Below are 13,430 nucleotides of genomic sequence, written 5' to 3' on the forward strand. Positions count from 1 at the left end.
TCGTGACGTACCTCAGTCGTGCGGGACCACGGCGACGGGCGCGGTGGCGTGGTGCAGGACGGCCTGGGTGACGGGGCCGACGTGCGGCCCGAACGGAGCCGGCCGGGTACGGCGGCCCACGACGACCAACGACGCCTCCTGCGAGGCCTCCACCAGGCGGGCCGACGCGCTGCCGACGCCCGATTCCTCGACCACCTCGACGGCCGGGTACTTCTGCCGCCAGGGCCGCAGCACCTCGGTCAGGGCGCAGCGCTCCTGCGCGGCGATCTCCCGGTCGAGGGCCGGGTCGACGGCCAGTCCGTAGGCGTAGTACGACGGCAGGGGCCAGGTGTGCACGGCCCGCACCGCCGCCCCGCGCCGGGCGGCCTCCTCGAAGGCGAACGCGAGCAGGGTGTCGTCGGGGGCCGCGGTGTCCACGCCGAGCACGACGGGCCGGTAGGGCGCGGCGGTGGAGGGGATGCCGACGGGGTCCTTCTCGTGCTCGTCGGCGGCCTGCTCCCCGGCCCGTACGAGGACGACGGGACGCCCGGCGTGGGCGACGACCGACTGGCCGACCGAGCCGACCAGGAAATGCCGCCCAGGCCCCGGGAGCCGAGCACGAGCAGTTCCGGCTCCTCGGCGGCCCCGGCCAGTTCGGCGCCCGGGGTGCCGCTGCGCCGTTCAGTCGTGACCTGCACACCTGGATGCCGCAGCCGCAGCCCCTCGGCGGCCTCCTCGGGGATCCGCCCGGTCCGGTGCTGTCGCGTCTCGGCGTCGGGCGGCGGGGCCTGCCTCATGGGCTCGGGGACCGGTTCCCACACATGCACCAGCCGCAGCGGCAGACCGCGCAGCCGCGCCTCACGCGCGGCCCACTCGGCGGTGGCCCGGCTCTCCGGCGAGCCGTCGAGACCCACGGTGATGGTGCGGGACATGGTGTCCACCTCCTGTTGTCGGGATCGCCCCCAGGCTTCCCTCCCGGGCGCCCGGCCGACAGGGCCCGCAGGTCCCTGTGCCGGACCGACCTGTCGTCCGGGACATCAGCGACCGCAAGCGTGCGGAGGCCGAGCTGACCGCACTGCTGGAACAGCAGCGGCACATCGCCCTCACCCTGCAGCGCAGCCTCATGGGCACGCCGCCGGCGATCCCGGCACCGCTGCGGCCGAGGACGCCCTGCTGCTGCTCTCCGAAACCCTCACCAACGCCGTCCAGCACGCGGCGGGGCCCGTGGGACTGCGGCTGTGCCGGACGTTCGCCGAGCTCACCGTCGAGGTCAGCGACCACAGCCCGCAGCTGCCCCAGCCCCGGCTCGCGGCCCAGTACGAGGAGTCGGGCCGCGGTCTGCTGCTGGTCCGGGGCCTCGCCGAGAGCTGGGGCGTACGGCCGACGGACGAGGGCAAGACCACCTGGTTCACGCTGAAGCTGTGAGGTGAGCCGGGGCTGGTGGACCGCCGCGCCGCCGGTCCGGTCTCCCGCTCGGCCTCCCCCCACCGGAGGCCGAGCGAGCCACCACCGTCCGGGAACTGTAAAGACCCTCCGACGCCGGGGCGTTGGGCCGAACGGCCCGGTACCCGGCCCCGAACGTCCCACCGGCCCTGCCGCCGAACCACCCCTCGCGCACGCCGGGTTCCGGCACGCGGTGACACGAGCGAACCTCAGGACGGGTCAGGTGCCTGTCTCAGCGGTGCGTGCCATACCAGCCGGGTGCCACCGTCCTCGGGGGCCGTCCACTCCATGCCGCCACCCAACTGGCGTGCCCGTTCCGCCATGTTGGTGAGGCCGCTGCGCCGGCCCCCGGCCGGGATGCCGACGCCATTGTCGGTGACCGTGAGGCACACCTCCTTGCCGTCGGTCTCCAGGACCACTTCGGCACGCGTGGCGCGGGCGTGCCGGGTCACGTTGGTCAGGGATTCGGAGAGGACGGCCAGGACGTGGTCGGCGGTCTCGCGGGGCACGTGGGTGTCGAGCAGGCCCTCCATCCGCAGGCTGGGAGCGAAGCCCAGCACCGGCGCGGACTCACCGGCCATCCGTACGGCGCGGGCCCGCAGCCCGGGCGCGCCGTCGCCGTCCCGCGCGCGCAGCCCGAAGATCGTCGACCTGATGATCTTGATGGTCTCGTCGAGGTCGTCCACGGCCCGCATGACCCGCTCGGCGGCCTCCTGGTGTTCGATGAAGCGGCCCGCGCTCTGCAGGGTCATGCCGGTGGCGAACAGCCGCTGGATGGCCAGGTCGTGCAGGTCCCGGGCGATCCGGTCGCGGTCCTCCAGCAGTGCGATCTGCTCGGCGTCCTGCCGGCGCTCCGCCAGCTCCATCGCGATCGCGGCCTGCGCGGCGAAGGCCTGCAGCATCTCGGTCTCCTTGTCGGAGAAGTCGTTCGCGCCGCTCTTCCGGGCCAGCAGCACCACACCCCGGATCCGTTCGCCGAGGCCGATCGGGACGGCGACGGCGGGGCCCAGGCCGAGGAACCGCGGGGGGCCCGCCGAGATGCGTTCGTCGTGCTGGACGTCACTGCTGCGCACGGGTTCGGCACTGGAGAAGGCCACCCCCGTGAGGGTGCCCTCCAGGGACAGCACCAGTCCGCGGTGCGACTCCGCCCCCTGGCCGATGGCCAGCTCCACCGCGAGGGTGTCGGTGCCCCCCATCGGCACAGCCACCGCGGCCAGGGCCGCGCCCGTGATCTCCCGGGTCCGTTCGGCGATGAGTCCGAGGACCTCCTGATGGGCGGCGCCGGACATCAGACTGCCGGTGATCTCGGCGTTGGCCTGCAGCCAGCGCTCGCGCTGCCGTGACTCCTCGTACAGACGGGCGTTGTCGATCGCCACACCGGCCGCCACGGCCAGCGTGGAGAGCACCGCCTCGTCCTCCTCGTCGAACTGCGCACCCCCACGCTTCTCGGTCAGATACAGATTGCCGAACACCTGCGCACGCACCCTGATCGGAACACCGAGGAAACTGTCCATCGACGGATGATTGGCCGGGAACCCGTACGAGGACGGATGCTCGGACAGCTTCGCCAACCGCAGCGGCTCCGGATGACGGATCAGCTCACCGAGAATGCCGTGCCCCTGCGGAAACGGCCCAATGCCGGCGATCTGCTCCCCCGTGACCCCCACGGTGTGGAACGCCGACAGCCGACTGCCGTCCGAACCGATCACGCCCAGCGCCGCGTACCGCGCGTCGACGAGGACCGCGGCCGCCTCGACGATGGAGTGCAGCGCCTGTTCCAGGTCGAGTTCCCGGCCGACGGAGAGCACCGCCTCCAGCAGGTTGTGCACCCGGTCCCGGGTGTCCCGGGCCGCGTCGAGCCGGGCCTGCAGCTCTTCCAGCAGTTCGTCCAGCCTCAGCTGAGGCAACCGCACGCGGGCCCCTCCCCCATCCCCGGAGCTTTCCACTCCCGACCCTCCCAGCCCCCCGTGCTACGCCTTCGCTGGACGATACGGGAAGGGGACACACCCTGGCGCGGACACCGACACGTGAGGGGGGTGGTGGGGTGGGCGACGGTGCCTGTGCCGTGCGCGGCTGTTCGCCGCGTCCGGTCTCAGTGTCCTTCGGTGCGCGTCCGGTCCTGGGCCTGGGTGGCGATGACGGCGGCCTGGACGCGCCGCTCCACGCCGAGCTTGGCCAGCAGGCGCGAGATGTGGTTCTTGACCGTCTTCTCGGCGAGGTAGAGCCGCTGGCCGATCTGCCGGTTGGTGAGCCCCTCGCCGATCAGGGCGAGGATCTCCCGCTCCCGCTCGGTCAGTCCGGGCAGTGCGTCCGGGACCTCCTCCTGCTGTTGTCCGCCGCGCAGGCGTGCCATCAGCCTGGTGGTCGCGCTCGGGTCCAGCAGCGACTGCCCGCGGGCCACCGTGCGGACCGCGGAGACGAGGTCCGAGCCCTGGATCTGCTTGAGCACGTAACCGGACGCGCCGGCCATGATCGAGTCCAGCAGCGCCTCCTCGTCGTCGAACGAGGTCAGCATCAGACAGGCCAGGTGCGGCATCCGCGAGCGCAGTTCCCGGCAGACGGTCACCCCGTCCCCGTCCGGCAGGCGGACGTCGAGGACCGCCACGTCGGGGCGCAGAGCCGGTACCCGTACCAGCGCCTGCTCGACGGTGGCCGCGTCGCCGACGACGGCGATGCCGGGTTCGTCGTCCAGCAGGTCGTGCACTCCGCGTCGTACCACCTCGTGATCGTCGAGGAGGAAGACGCGGATCGGGGTGTCGGGGCCGGCCTGCTCGCGGTCCGCCATCGGTTGCTCCTCTGCCAATGCGTGGGTCCGGACGTCACCGGGATCTTCCCGGCGCACGGCGGGAAAGGCCAGGGCCGGACGGCCCTGACTCACGGGTCGAGGTCCCCGCCGGCGGTCGAGTTCGCGCAAAACCGTCGTTGCGGTACACGGTCGGTCCTCTTCCGCCAGGTGCAGCGGAACGCCTTCAGGGTCGGCCGGGGGGCCGCCCCGGGTCAGGGCCGTCGGTCCCGGCACCACCGGAGAGCGGCCCCCGTGTCAGCCTGCCGTCAGCGGCCCCTGCCACTCTTCTTCATGTGACCGGCACGGGAAACCGGAGCCGGGAACGGGGAGAGGTGCCCGGAGTGGTTGATCGGGGACCGGCGAGCACGCCTCGAGGTCGGGCCCACGTGGCCCACGCAGGTTCGAATCCTGCCCTCTCCGCAGTGGACGAGCGTCCACGGGGAGCGGCGGGGCGCCGGGCTACGGCATGCGGATGCCGTACTCCCGTTCCCTGCGGCGAGGCGGCAGCCCGGGCAGGGTGGCACGGGGGCGTGGCGCGTCCTGCGCCTGCCCCGTGCTCCGGAGCAGGCCCGCGGCGGCGGCCACGTAGCTCTGCGCCGTGAGCAGTCCGGCCAGTCGGCCGTGCGGATCGGTGACCGGCAACGCGTCCGTCTGCTCCTCCGTCATCACGGCCGCCGCACGGAGCGTCGACTCCTCCGGGTGGACCGTGACCGTGCGGCGTCCGTGCACGAGGTCGCGCACTCTCCCGCGGGACAGTGTCGCCGCGGGAGCCGCACAGGCCACGGCCAGCTCGGCGCGGTCCAGCACGCCGGCGCAGCAGCCGTCCTGGCGGACCACCGGCAGATGACGCTGCCCGGACCGCTCCACGACCTCCCAGGCCATCAGCAGCGTCTCGTCCTCACTGATCACATACGGCGCGTCGTCCATCAAGGCGCGCACCGAAAGCCTCTCGTCCACGGCTGCCTCCCGCGCTCACAGCCGGCTGAGCCGAGGACGGTCGCCGGTACCGGCCGTGAGAACGGTCAGACGGCGGTGGTATTCGTCCTCGTCGATCTCCCCGCGGGCGAAGCGTTCGGCGAGGAGCTGCCCGGCGGCGGCCCCCGACGGCCGCGTGCCGGTGGGGGGCACGGTCTCGCTCGGCCGGGCCATGGTGCGGTGGAGGAGGGCTCCGAAGACGAGGGCGATCAGGGCCCAGCAGACGATCATGCCGACGGACAGGGCGAACCACCCCCACCCGCCGATGTCGTGCCCGTACCAGAACATCACGGTCACTCACCTCCTCGAGTGCCCCGGGAGTCCGGGGCCGGTCCCCGAGGGCTCCGAGGTCTCGCCTCCTCACACTCGCGCGGACCGGGAACCGCGTCATGAGCCGGTGAGGCCAAGGTGGGGGGCCGTTGGGCCCTGATCCCGCAGCGAGGGGCCGAGGCCGGACGCAGGATCGGGGCCGACCGGCTCTGGTGGGCCGGCGGTTTCCGTGGTGTGCTGGTAGTGGCGGGAAGGACCCCAGCAGACGCGGGGAAGCGGCCGGCAGCCGCGCACCGCGCAATCCGGATCCGCGAGAAGCGGGTGGCGCCCTTCCCGTCCTGCCGTGCCGGGATGGTGTTTCCCGCCCTGCCGTGCCGTGCGGGGGCCGAGTTCTCCATTCCGCCATGCGGGGCCCTGTTTCCCGTCCTGCCGTGCAGGCGCCTTGGTGGCCTCACGGAGCCGGCGCGTCGGGTGGTGAAGGCCGTTCCGCCGGGTTCGTGGCCCGCCCGCACCAGAGCCCTCGGGTACGACTCCACCGCACGCGTGGGCCGAAGGACCCCCGGCCGGGTCCGGGCGGCCTGTGGTGCCGGCAACCAGCCGCGCGCACGCTGGGAGCACAAACCATTGAAGGGAGCCGGTGCGATGACCTCCGTCACCACCATGACCATGGCTCTAGAGCCCACGCACCGCGAACGGCTGATGCACCTCGCCCGCCAGGTCTCCTTCGATGCCGGCACTCGCCTGTTCGAAGAAGGCCGGAACGCCGACCGCTTCTGGATCGTGCGCACCGGAACCGTCGCCCTCGACCTGCACGTGCCCGGCCGCCGTCCCGCCGTCATCGAGTCACTCGGACACGGTGAACTCGTCGGCTGGTCCTGGCACTTCGCGCCGTACATCTGGCAACTTGGGGCCGAGGCGATGAGCCCCGTGCGGGCCTGGGAGTTCGACGCAGAGGCCGTCCGGGCGATGTGCGGGCAGGACCCCGAGTTCGGCCGGGCCGTCGCGGTCTGGGTCGGACGCGTCGTCGCCCAGCGACTGCACGCCTCCCGGGTCAGGCTGCTCGATCTGTACGCCCCCTACGGCAGCGGCGGCCTGACATGACCGCCACCTCACGGCCGCGCCGGCCCTCCGAGGAGGAGGCCATGCGCCGCAGCCCGCACCGGGTGAGCGACGTGATGACCCACGCCGCCGTCGCGGTGGGCCGCGGGGCCCTGTTCAAGGACATCGTCGAACGCATGGAGCAGTGGCAGGTCAGCGCCCTGCCGGTGCTGGAGGGCGACGGCCGGGTGATCGGCCTGGTGTCCGAGGCGGACCTGCTGCCCAAGGAGGAGTTCCGGGACAGCGATCCGGACCGGTTGACCCAGCTTCGCCGGCTGTCCGACCTGGCCAAGGCCGGGGCGCTGACCGCCGAGGAGGTGATGACCACGCCGGCCGTCACCGTCCGCGCCGACGCCACGCTCGCCGAGGCCGCGCGCATCATGGCGCTCAGGCACGTCAAGCGGCTGCCCGTGGTGAACGCCGAGGGTCTGCTCGAGGGTGTGGTGAGCCGCGGGGACCTGCTCAAGGTCTTCCTGCGTCCGGACGGCGAACTCGCCGACGAGATCCGGCGCGACGTCGTCGACGTCCTCTTCCCTGCCCCGGTGGAGCCCGTGCACATCATGGTCCGCGAAGGTGTCGCGACGCTGACCGGGCGGGTCCAGGATCCCGAGGCGATTCCGTTGGCCGTCCGCATGGTCCACGGCGTCGAGGGCGTGGTGGACGTGGAGTGCAGGCTCACCGCGGTCGACGCGGAATGATCGCGGAGTGACGCAGTGACCTCGTCACGCCCCAGGGGCTGAGCGCGTTCCGCGCTCAGCCCCTCTCCCCCGCTCAGGTTCCGCCACTCCGGCCCCCACGCTTGCACTCCTCGACGCCGTTGCGCGCTCAGCCCCTCCCCCCGCTGAGGTTCCGCCACTCCGGCCCGACCCGCTTCCACTCCTCGCCCCACTCGGCCAGCCGCCGTCGGACCAGTCGGGCGCGCACCATGCGTCCACCGGCCCAGACGGCCGTGCCGGCGGCCTGCGCGACGAGCAGGCCGGCCAGGACCGTCTGCAGCATGGCCTCCGCCGGGGAGGCGGGAGGAGACACCAGCCGGCCCGTGCCGTCGGTCCACACCGTGACCTGGCTGCCTGCGGGGGCGCCCGGGAAGACCTTCGTGCGGTCCGTGTGCACGGCGCCGTCACCGGTCGTCCACCGCACGGGGGCCCACACCCGGCCGTCGTCGTACCCGCTGCCGGCGGGCGGCGTCTTCACCGCACCGTCGGTGAGGACGGCGGACACGGCGTGCACCCCGGCCCTGCGCGCGGAGAAGGCCGAGTCCATGGACTGGGCCGCCGCCTGACCGGCGAGGACTCCGCCCACCACGGCGAGGATCCACGTGACGAGCACGATCCAGGCCTCGACGACGTCACTGTGCCGCCTGAGGGGATTGCGCCGCCATCGCCACAGCCGCACCCGTGTGACCGTCGTGGGAGGTGTCCCTGCCATGGTCGCCGCCTCCTCTCGCGTGCCGGCGCCGCACGTCAGGTGGTGCGGGCCCGCTCGGCGTCCGGAAGGTCCGGGTCGAGGTCCGGGTGACGGGGCGGACCGGACAGCGCGCACCGCACGTCCACCACGCCGGCCACGGCCCGCGCGAGGCGGGCGGCGAGCGGTACCAGAGCGGTTTCGTGGACCCGGCCCGTAAGCGTCACGACTCCATCGTGCACCTCGATCCGGACGGCTGCCGTGTGGGTGCCGAAGAGCCGCACGACGACGTCCCGCCGGACCTCCTCGGCGATGTCCGCGTCGTCCCGCAGGAAGACGTTCAGCAGGTCCGAGCGGCTGACGATGCCCTTCAGGGTGCCATCGGGAGCGACGACCGGCAGCCGCTTGACCCGGTGGCGCGCCATGACGCGGGCGGCGTGCCCGAGGGTGGCGTGGGGCGACACGGTGACGGCCGGGGCGGTCATCAGCTCCCCCGCGGTCACCGCGTCCGCCCTGCGGGCCTCGGCAGACCGCTGGGTCTCCCCGTAGCGGGCGAGGTCTCCCTCTCTGTACTCCTCCTTGGGCAGGAGATCGGCCTCCGAGACGACACCGCCGACGCGTCCATCGGCGTCCAGTACCGGGAGAGCGCTGACGCTCCATTCCCGCATGGTCTTCACTATGTCCTTGAAGGCCGCACCCGTACGCAGGGCGACGACCGTGCGGGTCATCACGTCGTTCACGACGGTCGGAGTGCCGTCCATGGCGTCCTCCAAGGGTTCGGGTGCCGTCATGGGACACCTTCAGCCTGCGGCCGGGGACCCTTTCGGGGCATGGGCCGAGTGGCCTGTCCCGTGGGCCCTGCGGCAGCACCGGCGGGAGCTCCGGCCCACGCCCGGCCACCGTGCCTACTGCGGGGGCAGCGGGACCCGCCATTCCAGCGCTGCGCCGCCGCCGGTGGGGCGGGTCACCTCGAGCCGCCCGCCGAGCTGTTCGGCCCGCTCGGCCATGTTGCGCAGCCCGCTGCGGCGGCCGTCGGCCGGGATGCCCACGCCGTTGTCCGAGACCCTCAGGCGCACTTCGCGGCCGTCGGTCGTCAGCACCACGTCGGCCCGGTCGGCGTGGGAGTGCCGGGCGACGTTGGTGAGGGCCTCGGAGAGTACGGCCACGACATGGTCGGCGATGTCGCGCGGCACGTCGGTGTCGAGCAGGCCCTCCATCCGCAGGCTGGGAGCGAAGCCCAGCACCGGCGCGGACTCGCCGGCCATCCGGACGGCCCTCGACCGCAGTCCGCTGCCGGCGGCACCCTCGCGCGCCCGCAGTCCGAAGATCGCCGACCTGATGATCTTGATGGTCTCGTCGAGGTCGTTCACCGCCCGCATGACCCGCTCGGCGGCCTCCTGGTGTTCGATGAAGCGGCCCGCGCTCTGCAGGGTCATGCCGGTGGCGAACAGCCGCTGGATGGCCAGGTCGTGCAGGTCCCGGGCGATCCGGTCGCGGTCCTCCAGCAGTGCGATCTGCTCGGCGTCCTGCCGGCGCTCCGCCAGCTCCATCGCGATCGCGGCCTGCGCGGCGAAGGCCTGCACCATCTCGGTCTCCTTGCCCGAGAACAGCGGCCGGCCTCCCTCGCGTGCCAGCAGCACCACTCCTCGTACCCCGCCCTCACCGGTGCCGATCGGGACCGCCACGGCGGGGCCGAGGCCACGGAAGCGCGGGGGTTCGGGAGAGACCCGCTCGTCATGGGTGACGTCGTCGCTGGTGATCGGGGCGGCGGCGGAGAACGCCAGTCCCATCAGGGTTCCGTGCCGGGGCAGCACCAGGCCCCGATGCGCGTCCGCGTCCACTCCGACGGCGATCTCCACACTGAGCAATCCGCTGTCCTCCAAGGGCATCGCGACCGCGGCCAGGGCCGCGCCCGTGATCTCCCGGGCCCGTTCGGCGATCAGGTCCAGGGCCTCGGCGCGCTCACTGCCGGACATCAGGCTGTGCGTGATCTCCGCGTTCGCCCACAGCCAGCGCTCACGCTGCCGTGACTCCTCGTAGAGACGGGCGTTGTCGATCGCCACACCGGCCGCCACGGCCAGCGTGGAGAGCACCGCCTCGTCCTCCTCGTCGAACTGCGCACCCCCACGCTTCTCGGTCAGATACAGATTGCCGAACACCTGCGCACGCACCCTGATCGGAACACCGAGGAAACTGTCCATCGACGGATGATTGGCCGGGAACCCGTACGAGGACGGATGCTCGGACAGCTTCGCCAACCGCAGCGGCTCCGGATGACGGATCAGCTCACCGAGAATGCCGTGCCCCTCCGGAAACGGCCCGATGCCGGCGATCTGCTCCCCCGTGACCCCCACGGTGTGGAACGCCGACAGGGTCTTGCCGTCGGGGCCGATGACGCCGAGGGCGGCGTATTCGGCGTCCACGAGGACGGCGGCCGCGTCCACGATGGAGTGCAGGGCCTGCTCCAGGTCGAGTTCCCGGCCCACGGAGAGCACCGCCTCCAGCAGGCTGTGCACCCGGTCCCGGGTTCCCCGGGCCGCGTCGAGCCGGGCCTGCAGCTCCTCCAGCAGCTCGTCCAGCCTCAGCTGAGGCAGCTGTATTCGGGACTCCTCCGCACCGGTCACCAGGCCTCCAGCTCCCGTCGGCACATGATTTTGAACCGGCGGGTTCATATGCCACGGTATCGGTCTCCGGCGGGGGACGGCATGCCGTAGCGGCCGCAGCGCGTGCGCCTCCCGCTCGTCGTCCAGGGTGCGGGCCAGGTCCGAGGCCGGCCGGGCGGCCCTGATCGGCATCGGCACCGGCGAGGGCGGGTGACGGCCGCGAGGGTCCGACGGCCCTGCGTCGGGGGCCGAACGGCACTGGGGAGAAGGCGCACCATGCGACACAGTGGGACCAGGAGCGGCACCGATCCCCCGCGGTGTCGCTCCGTGCGTCATCGCCCGAGCGCCCACGGTGGTGTGGCATCCGGCGAGGGGAAAGCGACTCACTCCCGAAGAAGCCAGCCATGATCCGTAACGACGACCCGACCCGCCGGCGCGTCGACCTCGACCGTGCCGAGGCGCTGCGGCTGCTGGCCGGCGTGCCCCTGGGCAGGCTCGTCTTCACCCGGCAGGCCCTGCCCACCATCCGCCCGGTCAACCACGTGCTGGACGGCGGCGACATCGTCATCCGCACCCATGAGGGAGCGGCCCTGACCTCCCAGGCCCAGCAGGTCGACGGTACCGGTGTCGTCGTCGCCTACGAGGCGGACTCCATCGACCCGGACACGCACCTCGGCTGGAGCGTCGTGGTCACGGGCTACGCCCGCCTGGTCACCGATCCCGACGAACTCGCCCGTATCCGCGGGCTGTTGGAGCCCTGGGCGCCATCACCGGGCATGGACCAGGCGGTGCGCATCCGTCCCGATCTGGTGACGGGGGTGCTCCTGACCGAGACGGGCGGCACGGCGGGCAAGCCCGGCTGAACCGCGGACCTCGGGTCGGACGGTGGTCGGACTGTGATGCGGTGATCAGACGGTGATGCGTCGTCCCGTGACCGTGTCGGGATCGATGCTCACCCACAGGTCGCGGGAGCCACCCACCCAGGGCGTGCTGTGTGCCTGGTCCGCCAGCTTCTGCACTTCCCGCGGGTCCGTCACCGTCCGCGCGAAGCCCCGGACCAGTACGCTCCAGCCCTGGCTGAACGCGTCGTCGATGCGGTCGACCTCGAAGGCCACCCGGGAGCCGGCCGACAGCGACGGTGTCGCGCCGGACGCGGTCCGGAAGACGATGGCGCCGTCCACAACGCTGTAGTTGACGGGGACGATCACCGGCCCCGACGGCGTGGATACCGCGAGCCGGCCCACCCCGTGCGTCGCCAGCAGGGACCTGCACTCGGCGGGGCCCAGCTCGGTGAAGCGCGGTGCCCGCCCGGCGCGTCCGGGTCCGGGCGGCACGTCGACGGCGCCGCCGGCCAGCTCGTTCACGGTGGTCTGAAGGACCTCGGCCAGCCTCACCAGCACGCCCGGCCCGGGCGCGGCGCCGGGCCGCTCCTCCAGGTACCTGAGGTAGCCGGGTGCCAGGCCGGCGCGCGCGGCCACCTGCCGCCGGGTCAGGCCGAGTTGCGCCCGCCGGGCGGCCAGCCGGCGTCCCAGATCGCCCAGGGGCGCTTCTGTCGCCGGGTCGACTCGCGTCTGGTCGCTCATGGTGTCACGCCCTTCTCCTCAGGCCGCGGGAACGGCCACTTCCGCGTGCGACTCCCCGCCGAGGACCACCTTGAGCGCACCGGTCTCGGCGGCTTTGGAGAAGACGTCGTAGGCCTCCTCCATGTGGTTCAGCGGGAAGGTGTGGGTGACCAGCTGCGCGGTCCGCAGCCGCCCCGCGGCGGCCATCCGCAGCAGGGTCGGGGTGGAGTAGGTGTCCACGAGTCCGGTGGTGATGGTCACGTTCCTGGTCCACAGTTCCTCGAGGTGCAGCGTGGCCGGCCTGCCGTGCACACCGATGTTCGCCACGTGCCCGCCCGGGCGGACCATGCGGGTGCACAGCTCGAAGCTCTCCGGTACGCCGACCGCCTCGATGACCACGTCCGCGCCGAGCCCGTCCGTCAGGTCGGCGACCAGCTGGCGGGGCGCCTCGTGGACGTCGGCCACGGCGTCGGCGCCGAACCGTCGTGCGGCCTCCAGCCGGGCCGGGGCCAGGTCCACCGCGATGATCCGCTCGGGCGCGAACAGGCGGGCCGTGGCGATCGCCGCGAGACCGATGGGCCCGGCGCCCACGATGGCGACGGTGTCGCCGGGGCGTACGTGCCCGTTGAGGACGCCCACCTCGTAGGAGGTAGGGAAGATGTCCGCGAACAGGACGGCGTCCTCGCTGCGCACGGTGCCCGGCAGGGGGTGCACGGACAGGTCGGTGTGGGGGACGCGGACGTACTCGGCCTGGGTGCCGTCGATCAGGTGGCCGAGGACCCAGCCTCCGTCATCGCGGCACTGGCCGTAGCTGCGGTCCCGGCAGAAGCGGCACCGGCCGCAGGAGGTGATGCACGAAACCAGCACGCGGTCTCCGGGGCGGACGGTGCGCACGTCGCTGCCGACCTCGACGATCTCGCCCACCGCCTCGTGGCCCAGCACCGTTCCGGGGCGTACCTCGGGCACGTCGCCCTTGAGGATGTGCAGGTCGGTCCCGCAGATGGTGACGGCGTCGACCTTCACGATCGCGTCGGTGGGTTCCTTGATCGCGGGGTCCGGGACGTCCTGCCATGAGGACTGTCCGGGGCCGTGGAAGACAAAGGCTTTCATGGCGCTCCTCACCCTCTTCGGTGTGACGCGGGGCCGGCTTCGGTGTGACGCGGGGGCCGGGCCGACGGCGGCCCGGCGCGGACGGGTTTCCGCGCGAGGCCGTAACCGCCCCGCACTTCAGCGTGTCCGGTGCCCGAGGCGCCCCGCTTGGGCCGTCCGGCCCTGGCCGCCGGCCGGACGGTGCCCATCGGCGCCGACGGC

Annotated in this window: 13 protein-coding genes and 2 pseudogenes; 5 read left to right on the forward strand and 10 right to left on the reverse strand. The window is 72.8% G+C overall.

Annotated elements, in window-relative coordinates; all coding sequences use genetic code 11:
• Nucleotides 1-12 precede the first annotated feature (12 nt).
• A pseudogene (locus tag ACFZDC_RS01060) lies at nt 13-911 on the reverse strand (universal stress protein).
• Between ACFZDC_RS01060 and ACFZDC_RS01065 the strand changes: the two are divergent.
• On the forward strand, nt 910-1,404 hold the full coding sequence (locus ACFZDC_RS01065) for an ATP-binding protein (protein WP_391319250.1): 495 nt from the start codon (nt 910-912) through the stop codon (nt 1,402-1,404). The pseudogene ACFZDC_RS01060 and the gene ACFZDC_RS01065 overlap by 2 nt on opposite strands.
• A gap of 227 nt (nt 1,405-1,631) precedes the next feature.
• Here ACFZDC_RS01065 and ACFZDC_RS01070 read toward each other — a convergent pair whose 3' ends face one another.
• Nucleotides 1,632-3,335: a GAF domain-containing protein gene (locus ACFZDC_RS01070; protein WP_391319251.1), complete on the reverse strand. Its 1,704-nt coding sequence runs from the start codon at nt 3,333-3,335 to the stop codon at nt 1,632-1,634.
• Between the two features lie 179 nt (nt 3,336-3,514).
• Entirely contained in the window at nt 3,515-4,207 is a 693-nt protein-coding gene (locus ACFZDC_RS01075; protein WP_391319252.1) for a response regulator, read from the reverse strand.
• Between the two features lie 326 nt (nt 4,208-4,533).
• On the opposite strand from ACFZDC_RS01075, the pseudogene ACFZDC_RS01080 reads away from it, so the two are divergent.
• Nucleotides 4,534-4,627 (forward strand): annotated as a pseudogene (locus ACFZDC_RS01080).
• A gap of 39 nt (nt 4,628-4,666) precedes the next feature.
• Here the strand turns inward: ACFZDC_RS01080 and ACFZDC_RS01085 are convergent.
• Together ACFZDC_RS01085 and ACFZDC_RS01090 are read right to left on the reverse strand one after the other, a co-directional pair.
• The gene (locus ACFZDC_RS01085) at nt 4,667-5,164 is read right to left on the reverse strand and encodes a CBS domain-containing protein (RefSeq protein WP_391319253.1); all 498 of its coding nucleotides are present in this window, start codon (nt 5,162-5,164) and stop codon (nt 4,667-4,669) included.
• Nucleotides 5,165-5,179: 15 nt separating this feature from the next.
• Nucleotides 5,180-5,470, reverse strand: a complete 291-nt coding sequence (locus tag ACFZDC_RS01090; RefSeq protein ID WP_391319700.1) for an SHOCT domain-containing protein — start codon at nt 5,468-5,470, stop codon at nt 5,180-5,182.
• A gap of 624 nt (nt 5,471-6,094) precedes the next feature.
• Here ACFZDC_RS01090 and ACFZDC_RS01095 point away from each other — a divergent pair.
• On the forward strand, nt 6,095-6,553 hold the full coding sequence (locus ACFZDC_RS01095) for a cyclic nucleotide-binding domain-containing protein (protein ID WP_391319254.1): 459 nt from the start codon (nt 6,095-6,097) through the stop codon (nt 6,551-6,553).
• Nucleotides 6,554-6,594: 41 nt separating this feature from the next.
• Complete coding sequence (locus ACFZDC_RS01100; protein ID WP_391319701.1) at nt 6,595-7,248, forward strand: CBS domain-containing protein; 654 nt, start codon at nt 6,595-6,597, stop codon at nt 7,246-7,248.
• A 127-nt stretch (nt 7,249-7,375) separates the two neighbouring features.
• On the opposite strand, the gene ACFZDC_RS01105 is transcribed toward ACFZDC_RS01100, so the two are convergent.
• The 3 genes from ACFZDC_RS01105 to ACFZDC_RS01115 all read right to left on the reverse strand — a co-directional run bounded on the left by ACFZDC_RS01105 (nt 7,376) and on the right by ACFZDC_RS01115 (nt 10,578).
• A complete protein-coding gene (locus tag ACFZDC_RS01105; protein ID WP_391319255.1) occupies nt 7,376-7,978 on the reverse strand; it encodes a hypothetical protein in 603 nt (200 codons plus the stop codon).
• A gap of 35 nt (nt 7,979-8,013) precedes the next feature.
• Complete coding sequence (locus ACFZDC_RS01110; RefSeq protein ID WP_391319702.1) at nt 8,014-8,715, reverse strand: CBS domain-containing protein; 702 nt, start codon at nt 8,713-8,715, stop codon at nt 8,014-8,016.
• Between the two features lie 144 nt (nt 8,716-8,859).
• A complete protein-coding gene (locus ACFZDC_RS01115) occupies nt 8,860-10,578 on the reverse strand; it encodes a GAF domain-containing protein (protein ID WP_391319256.1) in 1,719 nt (572 codons plus the stop codon).
• Between the two features lie 383 nt (nt 10,579-10,961).
• On the opposite strand from ACFZDC_RS01115, the gene ACFZDC_RS01120 reads away from it, so the two are divergent.
• Nucleotides 10,962-11,420, forward strand: coding sequence for a pyridoxamine 5'-phosphate oxidase family protein (locus ACFZDC_RS01120; RefSeq protein WP_391319257.1), 459 nt, complete (start codon nt 10,962-10,964; stop codon nt 11,418-11,420).
• A 45-nt stretch (nt 11,421-11,465) separates the two neighbouring features.
• On the opposite strand, the gene ACFZDC_RS01125 is transcribed toward ACFZDC_RS01120, so the two are convergent.
• A complete protein-coding gene (locus tag ACFZDC_RS01125) occupies nt 11,466-12,140 on the reverse strand; it encodes a pyridoxamine 5'-phosphate oxidase family protein (protein ID WP_391319258.1) in 675 nt (224 codons plus the stop codon).
• A gap of 18 nt (nt 12,141-12,158) precedes the next feature.
• Nucleotides 12,159-13,229 (reverse strand): alcohol dehydrogenase catalytic domain-containing protein, encoded by a 1,071-nt coding sequence (locus tag ACFZDC_RS01130; protein WP_391319259.1) that lies wholly within the window; start codon nt 13,227-13,229, stop codon nt 12,159-12,161.
• Between the last annotated feature and the right edge of the window lie 201 nt (nt 13,230-13,430).

Origin of the sequence: Streptomyces sp. NPDC007905, assembly GCF_042959345.1 — a bacterium.
Taxonomy (GTDB): Bacteria; Actinomycetota; Actinomycetes; order Streptomycetales; family Streptomycetaceae; genus Streptomyces.